Origin of the sequence: Sphingomonas sp. S-NIH.Pt3_0716 (assembly GCF_003950715.1) — a bacterium.
Classification (GTDB): Bacteria; Pseudomonadota; Alphaproteobacteria; order Sphingomonadales; family Sphingomonadaceae; genus Sphingobium; species Sphingobium yanoikuyae_A.
The window spans coordinates 148,475-169,856 of record NZ_QLJK01000001.1 but is presented as its reverse complement, the minus strand read 5'-3'; the positions used below and the strand labels follow the sequence as shown (position 1 = coordinate 169,856).

The window sequence follows — 21,382 nt, the reverse complement described above, 5'->3', positions numbered from 1 at the left end:
CATATTTGTATAGAGGGCGATACATGGCGGGCAGGCATTTTGACGAATGGCAGGTGGGCGACCGGATCGCGCATGAATTGCGCCGCACGGTGACCGAGACCGACAATCTGCTGTTCACCACCATGACCCATAATCCCCAGCCGCTGCATCTGGACGCCGAGGCGGCCAAGGCCTCGGAATTCGGCCAGATCCTGGTCAACGGCACCTTCAGCTTCGCGCTGATGATCGGCCTTTCGGTGGGCGACACCACCATGGGCACGCTGGTCGCGAACCTGGGCTATGACAAGCTGGTCATGCCCAAGCCGGTGTTCATCGGCGACACACTGCGCTGCGAGACCGAGGTCACAGACCTCAAGGAAAGCCGCTCGCGCCCCGAGGCCGGCATCGTCACCTTCACCCATCGCCTGCTCAACCAGCGGGACGAGATTGTCTGCCAGTGCCTGCGCATGGCGTTGCTCAAGAAGAGGTCTGCATGAAACTCCGCTCGCTGCTCTTTGTGCCGGGCGATCGCCCCGAACGGTTCGACAAGGCGGCGGCGAGCGGCGCGGATGCGATCATCCTCGACCTGGAGGATTCGGTCGCGCCCGAGCGCAAGGGCTATGCCCGTGATGCGATCGCCGGCTGGCTGGCGGAGGCGCGCAATTGCACCGCCTTCGTCCGGGTCAATCCGCTGGAGGGCGGGCAGACCGCCGACGATCTGGCCATCATCCTGCCGGCGGCGCCCGACGGCATCATGCTGCCCAAGGCGGAAGGGGCGGCCAGCATCCTGGCGCTGGAGGAACTGGCCGGGGCAGGGCGGCTGCCGCCGATCCTGCCCATCGCCACGGAAACGCCCGCCGCCCTGTTCGAGCTTGGCAGCTATCGCGGCGTGCGTGATCGGCTGGCCGGCCTCACCTGGGGCGCGGAGGATCTGCCCGCCTCGATCGGCGCTACCAGCGCGCGGGAGGCCGATGGCCGCTATACCGCGCCGATCGAGATGGCGCGCAGCCTGACCCTGTTCGCGGCCCATGCCGCCGGTGTCGCGGCGATCGACACGGTCTTCCCGCGGATCGACGCGATGGATGATCTGGCCGCCTATGTCGGCCGGGCGCGGCGCGACGGCTTTACCGGCATGATGGCGATCCATCCGGTTCAGGTCGCGGCGATCAATGCCGGCTTTACTCCGACCCCGGCGGAGGTCGATCATGCCCGCGCGGTGGTCGATGCCTTTGCCGCCAATCCGGGTGCCGGGGTGTTGAAGCTGGACGGCAAGATGATCGATCGCCCGCATCTGGTGCAGGCCCAGCGCGTGCTGGCCGCCATATGAAAAAGGCCCGGCATCGCGGCCGGGCCTCTCATTTCACCGTCCCGATTTAGCGGTAACGGCTCTTTTCATAATTGGTCGACGATCCGGCGCCATAGGTGCCGCGGGTATCGTCGCGATCGCCGAACAGCGCCTGCTGTTCGCGCTCGATGCGCCAGGCGTGCTGCGCTTCGTCCGCGCTCTTTTCCAGCGTCACCTTGGTCGCATCGACCGACTTGATCCAGGAGGAGGGGATGGAGTGGTGGACACCGCCGGCATCGCTGTCGCTCTTGGTCAGGATGATGCGGTCGCCGCGCAGCTTGTCGACGGTGCCGACATGTTCGCCATCGCTGCCGACCACTTCCATATGCTCGCGCACCTGCGTCACCGCCTGGCGCTGCTCGCCGCGACGGGTGCGCCATGTACCGAACTCGCTGTTGAAGCGATCGCGATGTTCGCGCTGATATTCGGCATAGTCGCGGTCCAGTTCGTCGATCCGCTGCTGGCGCCAGCTATAATAGTTGCTGTCATGATGCGCGCCATAGTCCTGCTGCGGCCCGAAGGCGCGGTTGCGATAGCCATGGTCCTCGCTGCCATAGCCGCTGCGCTCCCCGGTATAGGGGGCAAAGCCACGGCCGGGCAGATAGTCGCTGCGTGCGGCCGAGGCATAGCCAAGCCGGCTCGACTGGTCGCGCGGGTCGCCATAGGGGCGGTTATAATATTCGTCATATTCGCGGCGGCGCTCCGCCTCGTCATCGCCGAACCAGCTGCGAATCTCGTCGCCCGCCCGGTCGAAGAAGCCGCGCTCGTCGGGGTCATAGCCCTGGGGGTAGGGGCGGGCACCCGGCCCGCTGAACTGGCCGCGCATGCCGTATCGATAGGCGCGCTCGTCGCGTGGCGCCCTGTACCGATCATTGTAACGGTCGTTGCCGCGATCCCAGTCGGTCGAATAGCGATCATCGCCGCCATAGCGGCGTCCGCCTTGATAACCCATGGTCCGTCTCCTTGTGCTTGTCGGAGGATCGCGCCCTCCGGTGGTGCGTGCGTGTTGCACCGACAGGCCATCAATGGGTGGCGCGGCCCATCGTTCCGGGCGTTACGGGCGGGTAACGTCGCGCCTTTCAACCGCCCTGCCGAAGGCGGAAAGGGCCGATTTCCGGTGCGCTTGATCGAGATCAGGAAAGGCCGTTATTTTTTGCGCAAAAGACCGTTGCAAGGCGAAAATCCCTCGCCTATAGGCAGCCCACCTTTGGGGCCTTAGCTCAGCTGGGAGAGCGCGTCGTTCGCAATGACGAGGTCAGGGGTTCGATCCCCCTAGGCTCCACCATTTCCCTTCGAAATGAACGAACTGTTCCGTGTGGCATTGGCTGTGCGGACCGGACGCCACCGGCCGGCGCACCCCATGATCATCGGACAGCATGGCAAGATCGCGATCCTGCACCGGCGGATCAGGGCAGCCTTTCTCCCATCGACGCTTCGAGTACCGCATACCATTCGGCGCGGGTCCATTCGACCTTGAAGGCATCGATGCTGCGGGCAATGCGGGCAGCAGACTGGCTGCCGACAATGGGAATCGGGCGCGCGGGATGCGCCATGATCCAGGACAGGGCGGCGGCGGTGATATCGACGCCATAGCGCTCGCCCTGATCTGCAAGCATCACAGCGGCCGGGTGCAGCGCCTTGGCGAGGCGACCACCACCCAGCGGCGACCAGGCCAGAACCGCCATGTCGCGCGCCATCGCCTGATCGAGCGTGCCGTCATGGAGCGGCGCCGTGCGCAGCGCGGAAAATTCAGGCTGGGTGCTGACGATCGGCAGGTCGAGAAAGGTCTGGAGCGCGTCGAGTTCATGAATCGCATAGTTGGACACGCCGATCGCGCGCACCTTGCCGGCTTCGACCATGCGGGTCAGGCTGGCGGCGACTTCCTGCGGATGGGTCAGGAAATCGCGGCGATGGATCTGGTAGAGATCGACCCGGTCGATGCCCATTCGCGTCAAGGACGCATCGATGGCCTCGGCAAGATAGTCTGCGCCGCTATTATAGGGGATGCCCGGCCGGATGCCGCCCTTGGTGGCGATGATCATGCGGTGCCGCAGTTCAGGGGCGTCCGCCAATATCTGGCCGAACAGCGTTTCGGCCGATCCGAAACCGGCGGGTGTGTCGCAGCCATAGATGTCCGCCGTGTCGAGCAGGGTGATGCCGGCGTCCAGTGCCGCCTCCACCCTGGCGCGGGCCTCGGCGATATCCTCGCCGGCCAGGCGCCACATGCCCCAGGCGATCGGAAAGACGGAAATGCCGCTCTTGCCGAGCGGACGTGGTTCGGCGGAGAGGCGCAGCGTCGTCATGGATCGATCAATGGCACAAGCGATGTGCCGGCGGTAGGGGCCATCCGCGTCCCACATGACCGGCCGGGCGACCGGCGCTTGCCGGGGCCGGTGTCACGCCCTGGATGAAAAGCTCATGTAACGCGCGCGCCAGGCGGCGACTTCGGCGCGCAGGTGGGCGGGGGCCGCATCCCCCGACAGGACGAGGGCCGCGACCTCATTGTCGGGGTGCATCAACATCTTCCGCGATCCGTCGCTGAACCAGACGGGCACCAGCTGATCGCAAAGACTGTCGAGGATCGCGCCGGCCATGCCATTCTCGATCGCAGCGCTGCCGGGCAGCATGCGAACCATGATCGATACGCCTTCGAAGCAGTTGCGCGGTTCGCGGACGAAATCGATCGACGCCAGGATGCCGGACCGGTCCGGACGGGCTTCATCGGGCATGGCCTGGACCCGGCGCCATGCGCAAAACCATGTCCGGCAGATATGCGGGCGCACCGCATGGATGCTGCATCCCTGCTCGCCCAGATGCGCGCAGGGCGCGCCCGCCGCTTTCTTGAAATCGGGCGTGTCGACGGTCAGAATGGTGCAGCACATGGTGCAATCGCCGCAGGACCGGTCAGGGATGACAGGGCCCAGCAGAGCGGTTTCCAGATCTGTATCCATGTGCATCCGGGCGGGGTGCCTTGGCCTTGTCGGGAATGCAAGCGGCATCATGCGCGCCGCCTCGCGGCAGATGCCCTGCGCCGGTCAGGCGCGCATGAAGCGCCAATGGTCGGCGTCGCTCTCGGCCGGATCGAAGCGATATCCGTCGCTGTCGAACCCCTGCATGGCCTCGACATCGGCGACATGATGTTCGCACATCCAGCGCGCCATCATGCCGCGTGCCCGCTTCGCGTTGAAGCTCACGAAGCGCGGGCCGTTCGGCCCCCGCTCGCGAAAATCGACATGGATCACGCGCAGGCCGTCCAGCCTGTTCTCCACCGCCGCGAAATATTCCTGGCTGGCCAGGTTGAGGACGACGCCCGACCCCTCTTCCGCGGCCTGCGCGCGCAGCAGCGCGGCGATGCGATCGCCCCACCAGTCGGTCAGCTTCTTGTGCCGCGGTGCCCAGCGCGTGCCCATTTCCAGCCGATAGGGACGGATCGCATCCAGCGGACGCAGCAGCCCGTAAAGGCCGGACAGCATGCGCACATGATCCTGCGCAAAGGCCACCGCCGCCTCGTCCAGCGTGTCCACTTCGAAACCGGAATAGACGTCGCCGGCAAAGGCATAGAGCGCCTGCCGTTCGGGCAGGTCGGCAAAGTCCCGGAACCGGTCGGCATTGAGCTTGGCCAGACGCGGCGAGATATGCATCAGTTCCGCCAGCCGTTTCTGCGAAAGATTGGCGGCCGACTTGGCGAGCCCGCGCGCTTCCTCGGCGAAATGCGGCGTGGTAACGGCAAGGGGCGGCAGCGCGCGCTCGAAGTCGAGCGTCTTGGCGGGAGAGAGCAGAACGATCATGCCCCGCGCGGTAGCCGCGCCTCGTCCGGGCGTCAAACCGGAGCGCGCCTTACACCCTCCCGCCCGCCAGCAGATTTCGCTTCAGCGGCCGCCTGTGGCCCCTGATGGCCGCGCCACCGCATACATGGCCTGCGCCATTTCCCGGTAATAGGCGTTGCGATCGCCGTCCCGTGCATAGACTTCGTTGATGCTGTGCGACGCGCCGGGGACATAGATGAACTCTGCCCGTCCACCCACCTTGCGGAACGCGGCCTCCAGATCATGGACGGCGCCGTCGAGATAATAGGAATCGGCGGTCCCGACCACGACATGGACCTTGCCCTCCAGATCATGGCGCAGGCGTGGCCATTGGGTCTCGATCCGGTGGCCGATATCATAATTGTCCCGCCAATAGGCCGCGACCTGCGCATCGACTGCGCCCGTCACCCGATCGAAGAGCGGCGCCGGCGTCCCGTCCGCGCGGCGCGGCGAGAAGGTCCAGTCGAAGGATCGCAACTGGCCGCCGTCCCGGCCCAGCACCGTCTCGATCCCCGCTGCCTGCGCGATCGTCGTCTTCACCGCGCCATGGGCGCGCTCCAGCGGACGGGCCACGCCCTGGGCATCGTGATACATGTTCGCGCCCGGCTGATAGAGGTCGACCCCGATGAAGTGCCGGAAATCCACTGGATCGGGTGACGAGGCCCAGCTTCCACCGAAGAAGGCGGGATAGCGCACCATCGCCCAGAGCGCGAACCAGCCGCCCGAACTATGGCCGGTCAGGAAGCGGCCCGAGGGCATGGCATCCATCCGATAGCGGCTTTCGAGCGCCGGGATGATCTCGCGCGTCAGCGCTTCGCCCCAGGGACCATTATTGACGCTGTCGGCAAATTCGGTCGTGCCGGTGGGCGAGGCGAAGTCCAGCGTCACCCAGATCATCGGCGGAATGGCCTTTGTTTCCATCAGGTGCCAGATGCGCGACAATTGCTGCCCGTCCACCCGGTGATTGGTGCCGAACGCACCGGCCGTATAGACCGTGGGATAGGTGACGCGGCCATGGGGATCATAGCCCGGCGGGGTCAGCACCCAGGCGGCGACACTCTGCGGCGTGCCGCGAAAGCGGGTCAGTACTTTCGATACGACCTGTTCGTCGTGCAGATGCGGGCGCGACGCAGTGATCTGCTCGGCGGCGCGCGGCGGCAGGCCGGTGACGTCGAACTGCGCGGGCGCCGGCGGCCATTTGTGATCCAGCGCAATCGATGGCCTGGCGCCTAGCGTCAGGCGCAACGTCACCACCTTCGAGACCAGGTCGCCCGGCCCCCGCCCGCCATAATTATAATCACCGTCGCGATCGAGCACGACCTGCACCCGATAGTCCCCCGGCGCCAGTCCCGCCAATCCCTTGGGAAACGCGCCTTCCCCGGCATCGATGCTGATCGTGCGATCAGGCCCGAAACTGGCGACATCGCGGCCCGCCACGAAGATGCGGGCGTCGTCGGGGCCATAGATGTCGATATCCTCGCTCTTGCCATTGTCGGCGCTCAGCGGTGCCGCAAAGAGCAGCAACCGTCCCGATGCGTCGTCGCCCAGCGCAGCCGGCAGGCTGATATCGAAACGCGTTTCGGGTGCCGCAGCGCCGATCAGCGCCAGCCCAGACAGGGGAAGTGCAAGCAAGCGGGCCATTGCATTAGTCATCAGGATATCCTGCCATTTTGCCGGCGCAGGGCAATCAACTGGGCGGCAAGGCCCAGGATCAGCATCGCCAGAAGCGCCGCCTGCGATCCCAGCAGCAAGGGCGACTTGAGGTCGGTGACGAGAGGATGACCATCCGGCACGCGGCGCAGGATTTCGGTCACGGTCGGCACCATCAGCAGAAACGCCGTGAGACTGAGAAAAACCGTCTCCAGATAGCGCCGCGCCCGCCCGAGAAAGCGGATATTGTCCACGCCATAGCCGGCGATCAGCAGCAGGATCGTCACCGTGCCGATGCCGTAGCTGACGGGCTGATGCGCCACCAGGAACACGGTGCCGGCACCGATCAGCATGAAGATGAGATAGGCGATGCCCGGTGCCGTTCGCGGCATGATCCGGCCATGGCGCGCGAACATAAAGGCGGCCAGCGGAATGGCGGGCAGGCTGCCGAGCGTATGGACCCAGCCCAGAGGCGTTATTCCAAACATGGTCTATGTCTTTCTGTTGGCGGGGGATCGCCGCGCTTATGCGGCAAAGCTGGTGGAGCGGGACAATGCGCGCCATTGCGCGATCTCTGCTTCCATGGCGGCCATCTTGCCTTCGACCAGGCCCAGCGCATCGTCGCCCAGGAACAGGCGCGTCGGCGGTGCCGGCGCCTCCACCAGCGCCAGCAAGGCCTGCGCCGCGCGCGCGGGATCACCCGGCTGCTGCCCGCTCTTGGCCTGACGCGCCGCCCTTATCGGGTCCATGACCGCGTCATAGTCGGCGATGCTGCGCGGCGTGCGGTCCATCGACCGCCCGGCCCAGTCGGTGCGGAACTGGCCGGGCGCCAGCGCCGTCACATGGATGCCGAACGGCGCCACTTCCTTGCCCAGCGCTTCGGAAATCCCCTCCAGCGCGAACTTGCTGCCGCAATAGAAGCTGATGCCGGGCATGGTGATGAACCCGCCCATGGAGGTGATGTTGACGATATGCCCGCGCCGCCTTTCGCGCATGCCGGGCAGTACCGCCTTCATCATTGCCACCGGGCCGAACACATTGGCCGCGAACTGGCGCTGCAGATCGTCGATCGACGATTCCTCCAGCACGCCCTCATGACCATAGCCCGCATTGTTCACCAGCACGTCGACCGACCCGGCGCGCCGCTCGGCGTCCGCCACGGCATCCGCAATCGCGTCAAGATGCGTCACGTCCAGCAACAGCGGATGCGCCCGACCGGGCGCGAGCGCCGCAAAGGCTTGGGCATCCTTGGGGTTCCGCACGGTCCCGACGACGGCATGGCCGGCGTCCAGCGCGCCCTCGGCAAAGGCCCGGCCCAGGCCGGAACTGACGCCGGTAATCAGGAAAGTCTTGGGGATCAGCGCCGACATGGCCTACTCCATGATTTGAACATCAACTATATCATGATATAGATAGCAACATGACGTCCATCAAGCCCCCCTCGACCGGTTCGCGTGGTGAACCCGTGCGCAATCGTGTGATCGACGCGGCCGAACGCCTGCTGCGCGACGGCAAGGCGGAATTTTCGATGCGCGATCTGGCGACCGAAGCGGGCGTCAGTTTCGCCACGCCGTTCAACCAGTTCGGCAGCAAGGCCGCGATCATGCACGCCCTGTCGGCGCGGCGGATCGCCACCGCGACCCAACGCTTCGCGGACAAGCCGCGGCTCGACGATGCCGGCCGGCGCGTGCTGCTGGCGGTCGCCACGGTGGTCGAGCTGATGCTGGAAGAACCGCGCGTGAACCGGGCGGTGATGGGGTGGCTCGGCACGCCGGGGCCGACCCATGGCGAAGTGCTGGCGCAGTCCACCGCGCTGTGGACCCTGGCGATCGGTGCTGGCGAAGGCCTGGTTGAAGGACACACGGCGCTGCCCGCCCTGGCACGGCATCTGGCCTTCGGCTTTCGCGGTGTGCTGTCCTTCTGGACCGCGGGCGAGCTATCGGACGAGGAACTTGCCGCCAATGCCCGCGACGTGGCGAACGCCTTGCTGGGCAGCGCAGCCAGGCAGGCCTGATCGCCAAGCCCAGAGCGGGCGGCGCGCCTTATCCGTTCGCGCCCTGCTGGGCCTCGCGATAGGCGCGGGCGGACAGGCCCATGTTGCGCTGGAAGAAGCGGCTGAAATAGGCCGGGTCGGCAAAGCCGATCGAAAAGCCGATCTCGGCAATCGACAGGTTGGAATAGAGCAAGGCCCGTTGCGCTTCGAGCAGGGTGCGCTGGTCCAGCATCTGCGTCGGCGATCGTCCCGCCATCCGCGCGCAGGCGACGCGTAGCGCGGTCTGGCTGACGCCCAGCGCGGCGGCATGGACCGACACCGGTTCGCGCAGGCGGAAGCGCTGCTCGATCCGTTCGCGCAGCCGCGCGACGATCGACGCATGCGGTCCGGCGCGCGGGGCGGCATGGACGGCGGCGCTGCGATGGCGCAGTGCCGTCACCAGCAGCGAAAGCATCGCCGCATCGACCGCCGCCCGGTGGCCCGGCGCTGACCAGCTGAGTTCGCGCATCAGATCGGCCACCAGCCGCTCGACCGGCGGCAATTGCGCCGCGCTCATCTCGATCGCGTCGGGCCGCTCGAACAGGCCGGTCAGTTCCGGGCCATGGCGGCCCAGATCCTGCAGATAGGCGTCCGCCATGGTGATGACGAAGCCGGCGGTTTCCTCCAGCCATTTGAAGCCATGCACGGCGGTGGCCGGCACCAGCAGGAAGCTGGGCGCGACGAAGCGTAGCTCCGCTCCATCCGCCTCCATCGCGCCGCCGCCCGAGGTGATGAGGAAGATATGGCTCAGCTCGCTATGGGCATGCGGTTTGATCGTCCATTCGCTGGGACGTGAACGATCGTCCAGGGTTTCGACATGGACGAAGCCCTCCGCCACCAGCCTGTGGGGCTCCCCATAAAGATAGAAGGTCGGGAAGGACTGTTTCGACATTGGGCATGGTCCCGTCGGGATGCGCTGAGGCTGATGAATTGTCCAATTAATAGGCTGGTGCGCCCATGTCCATCGCCGGCCGTGCGGATAGGGTAGCCGCATCGGACAAACAGGGGCGCCGTCAGCGCGCCCGGATCATGAGAGGATGCGAATGCGCACCAGCATAGCCATTATCGGCGCCGGCCCGGCCGGCATGTTCCTGGCCCATCTGCTCGCGGCGGAGGGCATTGCTGCCGTCGTGCTGGAACGGCGCGACCGGGCCTATGTCGAGGGGCGGGTGCGTGCCGGCGTGCTGGAACAGGTGACGACCGACCTGATGCATCGGCTGGGCCTTGGCGACCGGCTCGATCGCGAGGGGCTGGTCCATGGCGGCACCCAGATTTCGCTCGACGGTTCGCTGTTCCGCATCGACATGGCGGCGCTGACCGGCGGCAGCGCCGTCACCGTCTATGGCCAGCAGGAGGTGATGCACGACCTGTTCGAGGCAGCGCCGGAGCGCGGCGTCGAGATCGTCTGGAATGCGCAGGATGTGACGCTTGAGGGGCTGGACGGCGATCACCCGGTGGTCCGCTGGCGCCAGGATGGCGTCGCGCAGGAATTGCAATGCGACTATGTCGTCGGCTGCGACGGCTATCATGGCGTCAGCCGCAACAGCATTCCCGCCCATGTGCTGCGCACGTTCGAGCGTGTCTATCCGTTCGGCTGGCTCGGCATATTGGCCGATGTGCCACCCGCCGACCATGAACTCATCTACGCCAATCATGAGCGCGGCTTCGCGCTCGCCTCGATGCGCTCGCCCACGCGCAGCCGCTATTATATCCAGTGCGGCCTCGACGAGCAGGTCGAGGACTGGTCCGACGATCGTTTCTGGAACGAGCTTTGCCTGCGCCTTGGCCCCGACGCCGCATCGCGCGTCACCCGCGGGCCGAGTTTCGAGAAGTCGATCGCACCGCTGCGCTCCTTCGTGTCGGAACCGATGCGCTGGGGCCGGCTGTTCCTGGCCGGCGATGCTGCCCATATCGTGCCGCCGACCGGCGCCAAGGGGCTCAACCTCGCCGCGTCGGACGTCATCATGCTGAGCGATGCGCTGGTCGACCATTATCGCGGCGGATCGGATGCCGGGCTGGACGGCTATTCCGCCCGCGCTCTGGCGCGCGTGTGGAAGGCGGAGCGCTTTTCCTGGTGGTTCACCTCGATCACCCACCGCTTCCCCGACATGGACGGTTTTGCCCGCCGCATCCAGGCGGCCGAGATCGACTATATTCGCGGGTCGCAGGCGGCGCAGCGCACGCTGGCGGAAAATTATGTCGGCCTTCCGCTGATGGCTGCCTGACGCCTCTGGCCGGGGCGGGGCTTTACCGCCCCGCCGGATGCAGCCTAGACCGGGGCATGAGCGAAGAGAATGACGCGGGGCGCCCCGCAGCGACGATCGTGATCGTGCGCGACCGGCCGGGCGCCGCGCCTGACCTGCTGATGATGGAACGGGCCGCGACCATGGCCTTTGCCGCTGGTGCGCTGGTCTTTCCGGGCGGTGGCGTCGACGATAGCGACCGGGCGCTGGCCGCCAGTATGTCCGGCGATCTGGCCAGTGATGAGGTCGCTGCGCGGATCGCGGCCATTCGCGAGACGATCGAGGAAAGCGGCCTGGGCGTCGGTCTGGCGGGGTCTGTCGATGCCGCCACCGTGTCGGCGATTCGCGCGGGCCTGCTCGGCGGGGCGTCGCTCGGCGATCTTCTGGCGCCGCGCGGCATCGCCCTGGCGCTGGATACGCTGGTGCCGTTCGCCCGCTGGCACCCGTCTGCACGGGAAAAGGCGATCCGCGTCTATGACACCCGCTTCTATCTCGCCCGCGCGCCACTGGGGCAGGAGGCAAGCGTCGACGCGACCGAGAATGTCCGCCTGTTCTGGAGCAGCGCCGCCGCGACCATCGCCCGCGCCGATGGCGGCGACGGGCATGTCATCTTCCCGACCCGCCGCAATCTGGAACGGCTGGCGCAATATGACAGTTTCGACGCGCTCGCCGCCCATGCCCGCAGCATCCCGGTGGAAAAGGTGCGCCCCTGGTTCGAGGAGCGCGACGGCGAGCCGCATCTCTGCATCCCGGCGCACCTCGGCTATCCGGTCACGTCGGAACCAATGCGGCAGGTCCGGCGTGGTTAGGGGATGCGCCGCCTTCATCTGACCCTTCGTGCCCTTGTCATTGTCGCTGTCATCCTTGGCCTGCTCTGGGTCGGATACGCGCTGCTGCGCCAGCGGCCGCAGGATCTGCCCTGGACCAGGCTGGACCTGTCCCAGCCGGTCGGCCTGTTCACCGGTCGCAAGCTTGCCGTCCTGACCGGCGACCGGGCGCAATGTCTGGCGCTGCTCGACCGGGCCGGCATTGCCTATACGGCGATGAAGCCGGGCGGGGGCGAAGGGCAGTGCGGCTATGCCGACGCGGTCCGGCTGAAGGCGGAAAAGGGCATGATCACATTGTCACCCGCCGGGGTGGCGCCATCCTGTCCGGTGGTCGCTGCCCTGCGCGTCTGGGAATGGCAGGTGGTGCAGCCCGCTGCCCAGCGCCTGTTCGGCCAGCCGGTGCGCTCCATCACCCATTTCGGTTCCTATAGCTGCCGGCGCATGTATGGCCGCAGCCAGGGGGACTTCAGCGAACATGCCACGGCCGATGCGATCGATGTCGCGGGCTTCGTGCTGGCCGATGGCCACCGGATCAGCGTGGTCGGCGACTGGAAGGGAGGGGGCAAGGACGCCACCTTCCTGCGCGACGTGCGCGATGGCGCCTGCGACCTGTTCTCGACCGTGCTCTCGCCCGACTATAATGCCGCCCATCGCGACCATTTCCACCTCGACCAGGCGGAACGCGGCGCGACGGGCTGGCGGGCCTGTCGTTAGGGGCACATGTTGGCTTGAATTAAGGCTGAACCTTCCCAGCTAGCCCGGCATCGAACAACGCCTCGACAAAGGCGCGTAGCGATTGCGCATTCTCAATGGCCGTGAAGCATATGCTCATGTTCCGACCATCACTGGACGGTAAATATTCTCCGATCCAGCCCTTCGAAATACCGATGTCCATGGCATGGGCTGCCTGTTCCGGACTTCCATCAAATCGGACTGAACGCTCGCTGCTGGCATCGATCATCGCCAACATCTTTTCCTGTCGGCGCTTTCTGGTGATTGAAAGCATTTTTGACAGGATACCAATGCCAAGAACGGAGATCAGGAAAAGCAGGAGAAAGCCATCCACGCCGAAGAAGTGAGCGCCGGTTACGCCGATACCAACCCATATCACGATGCTCAGCGCTGCGATGCCGATCCGCTTGAGTATGGCTATCCTCCTCGAATGATATTTTTCTTCGTTATGACCCTATCGAATGATCTTATGTCAGAATGGTTTACTGTCCGTAGCCGGCTTGCTTGGCGAGGCTGACGGCTTCGCGCGCGGCGGCGAGCAGGGCGCCGCTCTTGGCCTCGCATTCGCGCTGCTCATATTCGGCGGTCGAATCGGCGACGATGCCGGCGCCAGCCTGGACGTGCATCACGCCATCCTTCAGCACGGCGGTGCGCAGCACGATGCAGCTGTCCATATTGCCGTCCGGCCCGAAATAGCCGACGCCGCCGGCATAGGCGCCGCGCGTTTCCGGCTCCAGTTCGGCGATGATCTCGCAGGCGCGGACCTTGGGCGCGCCCGACACGGTGCCGGCGGGGAAGCCCGCGAACAGCGCGTCGATCGCATCCTTTTCGGGCGCCAGACGGCCGACCACGTTCGACACGATGTGCATCACATGGCTGTAGAATTCGACCGTATAGCTTTCCGTCACGGTGACGCTGCCGGCACTGGCGACGCGGCCGACATCGTTACGGCCCAAATCCAGCAGCATCAGATGCTCGGCCCGTTCCTTGGGATCGTCGAGCAGGCTGGCGCGGTTGGCGGCGTCTTCCACCGCATTCTTGCCGCGCGGGCGGGTGCCGGCGATCGGCCGGATCGTCACTTCGCCATCGCGGGCGCGGACCAGGATTTCCGGGCTGGACCCGATCAGCGCAAAGCCGGGCAGGTCGAGATAATAGAGGAAGGGCGACGGGTTGATCCGGCGCAGCGCGCGATAGAGCGCGATCGGCGGCAGGGTGAAGGGGCTGGTGAAGCGCTGCGCCAGCACCACCTGAAAGATGTCGCCCGCGACAATATAGTCCTTGGCGCGGTCGACCATCTGCGCGTAGCGGCCCGGTTCCAGCACCGGCGTCACGTCGATCTCGGCAATGTCGGCCGGGGCGGGCACGGCCGGCAGCGGCGCGGCCAGGCGGGCGGCGGTCGCGTCGATCCGCTCCAGCGCCTGCGCGATCGCCTTTTCCGCGTCGGCGGCCTGATCCTTCCATACCGGGGCGACCAGGAACAGGGCGTCGGCCAGGCGATCGAACACCAGGATGACGGTCGGCCGCACGAACAGCATGTCCGGCAGGGCGATGTCGTTGGCGGCGGGGCGGGGCAGCTTTTCGACCAGGCCCACAGTCTCATAGCCGAAATAGCCGACCAGACAGGCGAGCGCGGCCGGCAGGGCGGGGTCCAGATCGGCGCGGCATTCAGCGACCAGCGCGCGCAGCGCCTGCAACGCATCCTGTTCGGCCGGGACGAAAGCGTCGCGATCGGTCGCCCATTGGCGGTTGATCTCGCCCTTTGCCCCCTCGGCGCGATAGACGAGGTCGGGGGCGAGGCCGATCAGGCTGTAGCGGCCACGCACCGCGCCGCCCTCGACCGATTCCAGCAGGAAGTCGCCGCGGTCCGGCTCGAACAGCTTGAGCGCAGCGGAGATCGGCGTGTCGGTGTCGGCGATCTGCCGCCGCCACACCAGACCCGAACAGCCCTGTGCCAGTGCGGCGCGAGCGACGGCCGTGCCGTCCACCATTCCCCCCTGCGCCACCATCTTACTGCTCGCCGCTATTGGTGGCGGACAGCGCCTTCTGGGCTTCGGCCACGGCGTTCGCCTTGCGGGTCACGCCCATGTCCTTCTCGATCGCGCGCTCGAACTGGGCGCCATATTCCTCGCCCACGACGTCGCCCAGCTGGGTGCGGACCTGGTTCAGCAATTCGGGCTGACCGGCGGCGTCGCCACGCTTGATGGCGTTCAATTGCACCACGAAAGTGCCGCGATCCTGGCCGATCGGCAGGGTTTTCACGCTGTTGGCGGCCATCGAGAAGAGGATGGCGATTTCCGCCGGCGGGCGCTGCTGACCGCGCATCAGGTCGGCGCGACGGCCACCCACCACCTGCGGCGCCGGCAGCTTGACGCCGGCCTGGGCCAGCGCATCGGCGAGCTTGGTGCCCTTGGCGACCTTGGCGCGGATGTCTTCGGCGACCTTTTGCGCCTTCTCATAGCCCTGGCTCAGCTTATACTGGGCCACGACCAGCGGCTTGATCTTGGCGAGCGGCGGCGGGGCGGGGGCGACGATGTCGCCCGGCGCGGCCAGCGCATAGCGCTTGTCGGCGGTGATCGGCACCAGCTGGGCATCATCGTCGGCGCTCATCGCGAAGACGGGGGCCAGCAGCGGCTGCAGGTCGCTGTTGGGCTGATAGGTCTCGTCCTCGACCTGCTTGCCGCTCGACACGAGCAGCGGCGAGGTTTCCAGCTTCAGGCCATTATCCTTCGCGACTTCCTCGAAGGTGCCGCCATTGGCGATCTGATCCTCGATCTTGCCGGTGAAGTCGGTCAGCAGCTGCTTTTCCTTCTGGGTGCGCAGCGTGGCGATGATCTCATCGCGCACCGAAGCCAGCGCACGGGCCGGGACATTGTTGAGCGCGGTGACGCGCAGCACGATCCAGCCGAGCGAACCACGGACCGGGCCGACCAGTTCGCCCTGCTTGGCGGCAAAGGCGGCGTCGGCGACCGACTTGGACGCGGTGGCGGCCAGCGCCTCGCGGCTCTGATCGGTCAGGGTCGACACGGCAAGGCCCGCACCCTGCGCCGCGGCGGCCAGCGTCTTGCCGGCCTTCACCTGGTCGGCGATCGCCTTGGCGCCCGCCTGGGTCGGCAGCACCAGCTGTTCGACGCTGCGATTTTCCTTGGCGGCATAGGCCGCCTTGTTCTGGTTGTAGGCGGCGGTGATTTCCGCCTCGGTCGGCTGGGCCGCCTGGGCGAAACGCTCGCTGTCGATCACGGCATAGCGGATGCGGCGCTGTTCCGGGATGGTGTAGCGCGCGGCATTCTTCTTGTAGAAATCGGCGACCTGCGCGTCGGTCGGCTCCTTGGCGTCCAGGAAGGCGGCGGCCGGGATCGCGGCGATCGTGCCCTGGCGTTCTTCCAGCAGCAGCGACGCATAGGGCAGCGCCACGCTATCGGGCAGCTTCACGCCCAGGCCGACCGGGGCCAGCAGCTGGCGCTGCAGGATTTCACGGCTGATATCGTCGCGCAGCGACTGTTCGCTGATCCGCTCGCGCTGCAGCAGGGCGCGGAAATTATCCTGGCTGAAATTGCCGGCCGCGTCCTGGAAGGCGGGGATCTGCGCGATCTGCGCATCGACCAGCCGCTTGCTGATATGGACGCCCTGATCGCTGGCGAACTGCTTGAGCGTCAGCGCCGCGACCAGCTGGTCAAAGACCTGCTTGCCGCCACCCTGGGCAAAGAAATCGCCGATCTGCATGCCGGGATTTTCGCGGCGCGCATTTTCGAACACGCGCTGGATGCGGTCCTGCAGTTCGCTCATGCGCAGCTTGGAACCGCCGGCCTTGGCGACGGTGTCGCCGCCGCCCAGGCCGGTCCCGAACTTGCCGCTGGAAATGTCGCCCAGGATGAACGCCGCCGCGATCAACCCCAGAAAGAGGATCGCGAAAAAGGCGCCGAATTTGGAACGGATGAAACTGCGGAAGACAGAGAGCATGAGAATGTCCGGTTTTTATGCGGCGATATGGCGGCCCGCTTTAGGGGCGGATCGACCCGGCGGCAAGTGCGGCCGTGGCGGACGGTCTGGACAAATGCTGCATCGCCGTCCATCGGCTTGATTGCCTGAAAGCGGAACCAGGAGACGCGGTGCATGCCGTGGGGACCCGCTGCGGGCACGTGCAGCAATAATCACAAGGGGACTTGGACCGATGAGCAGGCGCAAGCTGGTGGTCGGCAACTGGAAGATGAACGGGATGCGCGCGCATCTCGACGAGGTGGAGGCGATCGGCAAGCTCGCCGCGCAGCATCCGGCGGTGGAAGTCGGGCTTTGCCTGCCGGCCACTTTGATCATGGCCGGGTCGCAGCTGAAGGGCGCAGCCTTCATCGGCGCCCAGAACTGCCATATGGAATTGAGCGGCGCCTATACCGGCTCGCTGTCGGCCGAGATGCTGATCGAGGCGGGGGCGACCTGGGTCATCACCGGCCATAGCGAACGGCGCGAGACGCGCGGCGAGACCAACGCCGATGTCGCCGCCAAGTCGGTCGCCGCCCATGCCGCGGGCATGAAGGTGATCCTGTGCGTCGGCGAAACGCTCGCCGTGCGCGATGCGGGCGATGCCGACGAAGTGGTCACCGCCCAGTTGCTCGCCTCTCTGCCCGAAGGCGCAAGCGCCGACTGGCTGGCCGTCGCCTATGAACCCATCTGGGCGATCGGCACCGGCCGCATTCCGACGCTGGAGGCGATCCAGTCGATGCACGCCACCCTGCGCGCCGCGCTCGCGAGCCGGATCGGCCAGGAGCAGGCCGACGCCATGCGCATCCTCTATGGCGGATCGATGAACGGCGACAATGCCGCCGAGATCATCGCCCTGCCGGACGTCGATGGCGGCCTGGTCGGCGGCGCCAGCCTGTCGGCCGCCAAGTTCGAACCGGTGATCGCCGCCGCGGACTGATGCCGAACGCCCTCTCTTCGCACGGAAGAGGGGGCATTCTGGCTTGATGCGAGTCGGGCTCGGTGCTGGCTGTGCGTTGAAGGGGCGGGCTATCTTCACTCCGTTCGCCCTGAGCGAAGTCGAAGGGCGCTGCTGAGCGAAGGCGAAGCTATTGCCTCGCTCCGCTCGGCCGAGGGCTTCGACTTCGCTCAGCCCGAACGGTTCTTTCACTGTCCAGACTTGATTATATGGGCCATTGCAAGCCAGCCGCGGCACCCTCCGCACGCGCCCTCATCCATGCCTTCGTTCATATCGACAGGCTCGCCGGTTGCCCCGGCGGCCCATCATCGCTATGTGCGCGCTAACGCATTCCTTCATTGGACAGAAAAGAACCCGCATGTTCACCTTCCTTCTCGTCGTGCAGGCGATCGTCGCTGCCCTGCTGGTCACCGTCATTCTGATGCAGAAGTCGGAAGGTGGCGGTCTGGGCGTCGGTGGCAGCCCGGCCGGGCTGATGTCGGCGCGCGGCGCGGCGGATTTCCTGACGCGTTCGACCACGATCCTGGCGACCATCTTCGTCCTGCTGTCGATCACCCTGGCGGTCATCGCCTCGGTCCGTCATGCAGGCGGCGACATCGACACCTCGCTGGTCAAGTCGGCCCCCGCCACGCAGGCCCCGGCGCCCGCGACCGGCAGCGCCGACCCGCTGGCCGGTGCGGCCAGTGCCGCCGGCAATGGTTCGGCAGCGAACGGCGCAGTTCCGCTCGCTAACTGACCTTTTCGTCGTTCATCGCCATATTTTTTGCGAGCGTGCGGATTCGCGCGCTTGCTCAACTCGTTTGTATAAGGCTAAGCCTCTTCTCCCATGACGCGGTATATTTTCATCACCGGCGGCGTGGTCTCCTCGCTTGGTAAGGGCCTCATGGCCGCATCCTTGGCAGCGCTGTTGCAGGCGCGGGGCTATCGCGTGCGAATCCGGAAATTCGACCCCTATCTCAACGTCGATCCGGGCACGATGTCGCCCTATCAGCATGGCGAAGTCTATGTGACCGACGACGGGGCGGAAACCGACCTCGATCTTGGCCATTATGAACGCTTTACCGGCGTGTCGGCGCGCCAGTCGGACAATGTCACGCAGGGCCGGGTCTATCAGACCATCATCCAGCGCGAACGGCGCGGCGACTATCTGGGCGCGACTGTCCAGGTCATCCCGCACGTCACCGACGAGATCAAGGCGTTCGCCACGGCGGAGACCGACGATCTCGACTTCGTGCTGTGCGAAATCGGCGGCACCGTCGGCGACATCGAATCGCTGCCCTTCATGGAAGCGATTCGCCAGCTCCATAATGATCTGGATCGCGGCCAGTCGATCTTCGTCCATGTGACCCTGGTGCCCTATCTCGCGGCGGCCGGCGAACTGAAGACCAAGCCGACCCAGCATAGCGTGCGCGAGCTGACCTCGCTCGGCATCCAGCCCGACATCCTGCTGTGCCGCGCCGAGCATCCGCTGCCCGAGAGCGAGCGCAAGAAGATCGCGCTCTTCTGCAACGTTCGCCCCGAGGCGGTCATTCCGGCGCTCGACGCCAAGAGCATCTATGCCGTGCCCGAGCAATATCATGCCGAGGGTCTCGACAATGAAGTGCTGCGCGCCTTTGGCATCACCGATGCGCCCGCACCGTCGATGGACCGCTGGACCGACATCATGGATCGCCAGCTGAACCCCGAGGGTGAAGTGACGATCGGCGTGGTCGGCAAATATGTCGGCCTGCTCGACGCCTACAAGTCGCTGCACGAAGCGCTGCACCATGGCGGCCTCGCCAATCGGGTGAAGGTCAACATCAAGTGGATCGACGCCGAACTGTTCGAGAAGGGCGACGACCTCGCCGCCAGCCTCGAACCGATGCACGGCATCCTCGTCCCCGGCGGCTTCGGCGTGCGCGGGTCGGAAGGCAAGATCGCGTCGGTCAAGTTCGCGCGCGAACGCGACGTGCCCTTCTTCGGTATTTGCCTGGGCATGCAGATGGCCTGCATCGAGGGCGCGCGGAACACGGCGGGGATCGAGAATGCCTCGACCACCGAGTTCGGCGAGACCAGCGAGCCGGTCGTCGGCCTCATCACCGAATGGATGAGCAAGGAAGGCCTGCAGAAGCGCACTGCCGAGACCGATCTGGGCGGCACCATGCGTCTGGGCGCCTATCCGGCCAAGCTTGCGGGCAACAGCGTCGTCGCCGGTATCTATGGCAGCAACGACATCAGCGAGCGTCACCGCCACCGCTATGAAGTCAATGCCGGCTATCGCGAACCGCTGGAAAAGGGCGGCCTGATCTTCTCGGGCATGTCGCCGGACGGCACGCTGCCCGAAATCGTCGAGCGGCCCGACCATCCCTGGTTCGTGGGCGTGCAGTTTCACCCGGAACTCAAGTCCAAGCCGTTCGACCCGCACCCGCTGTTCGCCAGCTTCATCGAAGCGGCGGTCAAGCAGAGCCGGTTGGTATAAAGCGTTTTCGAAGCAGGCGGGGTCGCCTGCTGACTCGGAAAACGCGCAAAATAAGAGCTGGAACAGTCGAACCGATACAATCGGATCGGCTGTTCCAAGAAAAGCGGGGCCGAAAGGCCCCGTTTTTCGTTTCAGCCCTTCGGTGCGTCGAACAGGTGCCGATACTGGCGCGGCTGGCAGCGCAGATATTGCGGCGCGGCCTTCACCGATGCGCCCAGATGCGCGGCGGCGTGCCAGGGCCAGCGCGGATCATAGAGAATGGTGCGGGCGATCGCGATCAGGTCCGCGTCGCCGGTGCCGATGATCGCCTCCGCCTGCTCGAAATCGGTGATCAGGCCGACGGCGATCACCGGCATGTCGACCGCCTGCTTGACCGCGCGGGCCAGCGGCACCTGATAGCTGGGGCCGACCGGAATATCCTGCCGCGGGTCGAGGCCGCCGCTCGACACATGGATGGCGCTGCAGCCGCGCGCCTCCAGTGCTTTGGCGAAAGCGATCGTCTGTTCGATGTTCCAGCCGCCCTCGACCCAGTCGGTGCCGGATACGCGCATGGTCACCGGCTTGTGCGCCGGGAACGCGGCGCGCACCGCGTCGAAAATCTCCAGCGGCAGGCGCATCCGCTTTTCCAGGCTGCCGCCATAATCATCGTCGCGCTGGTTGGAGAGCGGCGAGAGGAACTGGTGCAGCAGATAGCCATGGGCGCCGTGCAACTGCACCGCATCGATACCGATCGCGTCGGCGCGCTTTGCCGCCGCGACGAAGGCGTCGCGCAGCCGGTCGATCCCGGCCTTGTCCAGCGCCATCGGCGCGTTGGTGCCGGGCGTGAAGGGCAGGGCGGAGGGGGCGACCGTCTGCCAGCCATTGACCGCATCGGGCGCGATCTGCGCGCCGCCCTTCCATGGCACTTCGGTAGATGCCTTGCGCCCGGCATGGCCGAGCTGAATCGCGATGGGCATGTCGCTGTGGCGCCGCACGCCGTCCAGCACGCGCTGCATCGCCGCCTGCGTCGCATCGTCCCACAGGCCGACATCGGCATGGCTGATCCGCCCTTCGGGCAGCACGGCGGTCGCCTCGATCGTCAGCAGCGCCGCGCCGGACAGGGCAAGCTGGCCGAGATGGATGAGGTGCCAGTCGTTCATCGCGCCATCGACGGCGGAATATTGGCACATCGGCGCAATCACGATGCGGTTGTCGAGGGCAAGGCCGCCGACATCGAAAGGCTGGAACAGCTTGGGAGCGCTCATGCAGGTCTCCAGAAGGGGGAGAGGGGAGAAGGTCCGCAACATAGGTAATGGACCGGGCGCTCGAAAGGGGCGGCAGCGCGCATCCGCAAAAGGCCGACGACATCAAAGCGTCACGCATCCGTCATGACAGTGCAGT

21 protein-coding genes and 1 tRNA gene are annotated in these 21,382 nt (G+C 66.1%); 10 read left to right on the top strand and 12 right to left on the bottom strand.

Going from position 1 to position 21,382, the window contains the following annotated elements:
• Positions 1–23: 23 nt before the first annotated feature.
• Entirely contained in the window at positions 24–476 is a 453-nt protein-coding gene (locus BRX37_RS00795) for a MaoC family dehydratase (protein ID WP_007704598.1), read from the top strand.
• Complete coding sequence (locus BRX37_RS00790; RefSeq protein ID WP_125985175.1) at positions 473–1,306, top strand: HpcH/HpaI aldolase/citrate lyase family protein; 834 nt, start codon at positions 473–475, stop codon at positions 1,304–1,306. The genes BRX37_RS00795 and BRX37_RS00790 overlap by 4 nt, the downstream gene beginning before the upstream one ends.
• Positions 1,307–1,352: 46 nt before the next feature.
• Here BRX37_RS00790 and BRX37_RS00785 read toward each other — a convergent pair whose 3' ends face one another.
• A complete protein-coding gene (locus tag BRX37_RS00785; protein WP_037517711.1) occupies positions 1,353–2,276 on the bottom strand; it encodes a DUF2171 domain-containing protein in 924 nt (307 codons plus the stop codon).
• A 257-nt stretch (positions 2,277–2,533) separates the two neighbouring features.
• Here BRX37_RS00785 and BRX37_RS00780 point away from each other — a divergent pair.
• A tRNA-Ala gene (locus BRX37_RS00780) sits at positions 2,534–2,609 on the top strand.
• A 121-nt stretch (positions 2,610–2,730) separates the two neighbouring features.
• Here BRX37_RS00780 and BRX37_RS00775 read toward each other — a convergent pair.
• From BRX37_RS00775 to BRX37_RS00750, 6 genes are all read right to left on the bottom strand, one after another.
• Entirely contained in the window at positions 2,731–3,627 is an 897-nt protein-coding gene (locus BRX37_RS00775) for an aldo/keto reductase (protein ID WP_125985174.1), read from the bottom strand.
• A 93-nt stretch (positions 3,628–3,720) separates the two neighbouring features.
• Positions 3,721–4,281: a YkgJ family cysteine cluster protein gene (locus BRX37_RS00770; RefSeq protein WP_037491139.1), complete on the bottom strand. Its 561-nt coding sequence runs from the start codon at positions 4,279–4,281 to the stop codon at positions 3,721–3,723.
• A gap of 78 nt (positions 4,282–4,359) precedes the next feature.
• Positions 4,360–5,112 carry a peroxide stress protein YaaA gene (gene yaaA, locus BRX37_RS00765; RefSeq protein ID WP_125985173.1) on the bottom strand — a complete coding sequence of 251 codons (753 nt, stop codon included), beginning with the start codon at positions 5,110–5,112 and terminating at the stop codon, positions 4,360–4,362.
• A gap of 81 nt (positions 5,113–5,193) precedes the next feature.
• A complete protein-coding gene (locus tag BRX37_RS00760) occupies positions 5,194–6,783 on the bottom strand; it encodes an alpha/beta hydrolase-fold protein (RefSeq protein WP_125985172.1) in 1,590 nt (529 codons plus the stop codon).
• Positions 6,783–7,268 (bottom strand): hypothetical protein, encoded by a 486-nt coding sequence (locus BRX37_RS00755; RefSeq protein ID WP_125985171.1) that lies wholly within the window; start codon positions 7,266–7,268, stop codon positions 6,783–6,785. The genes BRX37_RS00760 and BRX37_RS00755 overlap by 1 nt, the downstream gene beginning before the upstream one ends.
• Before the next feature lie 36 nt (positions 7,269–7,304).
• Positions 7,305–8,150 (bottom strand): oxidoreductase, encoded by an 846-nt coding sequence (locus BRX37_RS00750; RefSeq protein WP_125985170.1) that lies wholly within the window; start codon positions 8,148–8,150, stop codon positions 7,305–7,307.
• Between the two features lie 50 nt (positions 8,151–8,200).
• Here BRX37_RS00750 and BRX37_RS00745 point away from each other — a divergent pair, with 50 nt between their 5' ends.
• Entirely contained in the window at positions 8,201–8,794 is a 594-nt protein-coding gene (locus tag BRX37_RS00745; RefSeq protein ID WP_125985169.1) for a TetR/AcrR family transcriptional regulator, read from the top strand.
• Between the two features lie 28 nt (positions 8,795–8,822).
• On the opposite strand, the gene BRX37_RS00740 is transcribed toward BRX37_RS00745, so the two are convergent.
• Positions 8,823–9,704 carry a helix-turn-helix domain-containing protein gene (locus BRX37_RS00740; RefSeq protein ID WP_125985168.1) on the bottom strand — a complete coding sequence of 294 codons (882 nt, stop codon included), beginning with the start codon at positions 9,702–9,704 and terminating at the stop codon, positions 8,823–8,825.
• Between the two features lie 151 nt (positions 9,705–9,855).
• Between BRX37_RS00740 and pobA the strand changes: the two genes are divergently transcribed.
• From pobA to BRX37_RS00725, 3 genes are read left to right on the top strand one after another with little or no spacing between them, the layout of a single operon-like run.
• Positions 9,856–11,037 (top strand): 4-hydroxybenzoate 3-monooxygenase, encoded by a 1,182-nt coding sequence (gene pobA, locus BRX37_RS00735; protein ID WP_125985167.1) that lies wholly within the window; start codon positions 9,856–9,858, stop codon positions 11,035–11,037.
• A gap of 56 nt (positions 11,038–11,093) precedes the next feature.
• Complete coding sequence (locus tag BRX37_RS00730; RefSeq protein WP_125985166.1) at positions 11,094–11,864, top strand: NUDIX hydrolase; 771 nt, start codon at positions 11,094–11,096, stop codon at positions 11,862–11,864.
• Positions 11,865–11,867: 3 nt separating this feature from the next.
• Complete coding sequence (locus BRX37_RS00725) at positions 11,868–12,596, top strand: extensin-like domain-containing protein (RefSeq protein ID WP_125985165.1); 729 nt, start codon at positions 11,868–11,870, stop codon at positions 12,594–12,596.
• Positions 12,597–12,615: 19 nt separating this feature from the next.
• Here BRX37_RS00725 and BRX37_RS00720 read toward each other — a convergent pair whose 3' ends face one another.
• The 3 genes from BRX37_RS00720 to BRX37_RS00710 all read right to left on the bottom strand — a co-directional run bounded on the left by BRX37_RS00720 (position 12,616) and on the right by BRX37_RS00710 (position 16,571).
• On the bottom strand, positions 12,616–12,993 hold the full coding sequence (locus tag BRX37_RS00720; protein WP_125985164.1) for a hypothetical protein: 378 nt from the start codon (positions 12,991–12,993) through the stop codon (positions 12,616–12,618).
• 103 nt (positions 12,994–13,096) lie between these two features.
• A complete protein-coding gene (trpE, locus tag BRX37_RS00715; protein WP_125985163.1) occupies positions 13,097–14,620 on the bottom strand; it encodes an anthranilate synthase component I in 1,524 nt (507 codons plus the stop codon).
• A 1-nt stretch (position 14,621) separates the two neighbouring features.
• Positions 14,622–16,571, bottom strand: a complete 1,950-nt coding sequence (locus BRX37_RS00710; protein ID WP_125985162.1) for a peptidylprolyl isomerase — start codon at positions 16,569–16,571, stop codon at positions 14,622–14,624.
• A gap of 211 nt (positions 16,572–16,782) precedes the next feature.
• On the opposite strand from BRX37_RS00710, the gene tpiA reads away from it, so the two are divergent.
• The 3 genes from tpiA (at position 16,783) to pyrG (ending at position 20,002) form a co-directional block, all read left to right on the top strand.
• Positions 16,783–17,526 (top strand): triose-phosphate isomerase, encoded by a 744-nt coding sequence (gene tpiA, locus BRX37_RS00705; protein ID WP_004211255.1) that lies wholly within the window; start codon positions 16,783–16,785, stop codon positions 17,524–17,526.
• 376 nt (positions 17,527–17,902) lie between these two features.
• Positions 17,903–18,280, top strand: coding sequence for a preprotein translocase subunit SecG (gene secG, locus BRX37_RS00700; protein ID WP_010337428.1), 378 nt, complete (start codon positions 17,903–17,905; stop codon positions 18,278–18,280).
• Positions 18,281–18,370: 90 nt separating this feature from the next.
• Positions 18,371–20,002, top strand: coding sequence for a CTP synthase (gene pyrG, locus BRX37_RS00695; protein WP_010337427.1), 1,632 nt, complete (start codon positions 18,371–18,373; stop codon positions 20,000–20,002).
• Between the two features lie 131 nt (positions 20,003–20,133).
• Here pyrG and BRX37_RS00690 read toward each other — a convergent pair whose 3' ends face one another.
• On the bottom strand, positions 20,134–21,246 hold the full coding sequence (locus tag BRX37_RS00690; RefSeq protein WP_125985161.1) for an NADH:flavin oxidoreductase/NADH oxidase: 1,113 nt from the start codon (positions 21,244–21,246) through the stop codon (positions 20,134–20,136).
• Positions 21,247–21,382 lie beyond the last annotated feature (136 nt).

Bases quoted from the DNA above. Each gene is read 5' to 3' on its own strand.
- trpE (WP_125985163.1), bottom strand. From the start codon at position 14,620: ATGGTGGCGCAGGGGGGAATGGTGGACGGCACGGCCGTCGCTCGCGCC.
- BRX37_RS00770 (WP_037491139.1), bottom strand. From the start codon at position 4,281: ATGCACATGGATACAGATCTGGAAACCGCTCTGCTGGGCCCTGTCATC.
- BRX37_RS00750 (WP_125985170.1), bottom strand. From the start codon at position 8,150: ATGTCGGCGCTGATCCCCAAGACTTTCCTGATTACCGGCGTCAGTTCC.
- yaaA (WP_125985173.1), bottom strand. From the start codon at position 5,112: ATGATCGTTCTGCTCTCTCCCGCCAAGACGCTCGACTTCGAGCGCGCG.
- BRX37_RS00690 (WP_125985161.1), bottom strand. From the start codon at position 21,246: ATGAGCGCTCCCAAGCTGTTCCAGCCTTTCGATGTCGGCGGCCTTGCC.
- BRX37_RS00710 (WP_125985162.1), bottom strand. From the start codon at position 16,571: ATGCTCTCTGTCTTCCGCAGTTTCATCCGTTCCAAATTCGGCGCCTTT.
- BRX37_RS00790 (WP_125985175.1), top strand. From the start codon at position 473: ATGAAACTCCGCTCGCTGCTCTTTGTGCCGGGCGATCGCCCCGAACGG.
- BRX37_RS00755 (WP_125985171.1), bottom strand. From the start codon at position 7,268: ATGTTTGGAATAACGCCTCTGGGCTGGGTCCATACGCTCGGCAGCCTG.
- tpiA (WP_004211255.1), top strand. From the start codon at position 16,783: ATGAGCAGGCGCAAGCTGGTGGTCGGCAACTGGAAGATGAACGGGATG.
- BRX37_RS00730 (WP_125985166.1), top strand. From the start codon at position 11,094: ATGAGCGAAGAGAATGACGCGGGGCGCCCCGCAGCGACGATCGTGATC.
- BRX37_RS00725 (WP_125985165.1), top strand. From the start codon at position 11,868: ATGCGCCGCCTTCATCTGACCCTTCGTGCCCTTGTCATTGTCGCTGTC.
- BRX37_RS00795 (WP_007704598.1), top strand. From the start codon at position 24: ATGGCGGGCAGGCATTTTGACGAATGGCAGGTGGGCGACCGGATCGCG.
- BRX37_RS00775 (WP_125985174.1), bottom strand. From the start codon at position 3,627: ATGACGACGCTGCGCCTCTCCGCCGAACCACGTCCGCTCGGCAAGAGC.
- BRX37_RS00760 (WP_125985172.1), bottom strand. From the start codon at position 6,783: ATGACTAATGCAATGGCCCGCTTGCTTGCACTTCCCCTGTCTGGGCTG.
- pobA (WP_125985167.1), top strand. From the start codon at position 9,856: ATGCGCACCAGCATAGCCATTATCGGCGCCGGCCCGGCCGGCATGTTC.
- BRX37_RS00785 (WP_037517711.1), bottom strand. From the start codon at position 2,276: ATGGGTTATCAAGGCGGACGCCGCTATGGCGGCGATGATCGCTATTCG.
- BRX37_RS00745 (WP_125985169.1), top strand. From the start codon at position 8,201: ATGACGTCCATCAAGCCCCCCTCGACCGGTTCGCGTGGTGAACCCGTG.
- secG (WP_010337428.1), top strand. From the start codon at position 17,903: ATGTTCACCTTCCTTCTCGTCGTGCAGGCGATCGTCGCTGCCCTGCTG.
- pyrG (WP_010337427.1), top strand. From the start codon at position 18,371: ATGACGCGGTATATTTTCATCACCGGCGGCGTGGTCTCCTCGCTTGGT.
- BRX37_RS00740 (WP_125985168.1), bottom strand. From the start codon at position 9,704: ATGTCGAAACAGTCCTTCCCGACCTTCTATCTTTATGGGGAGCCCCAC.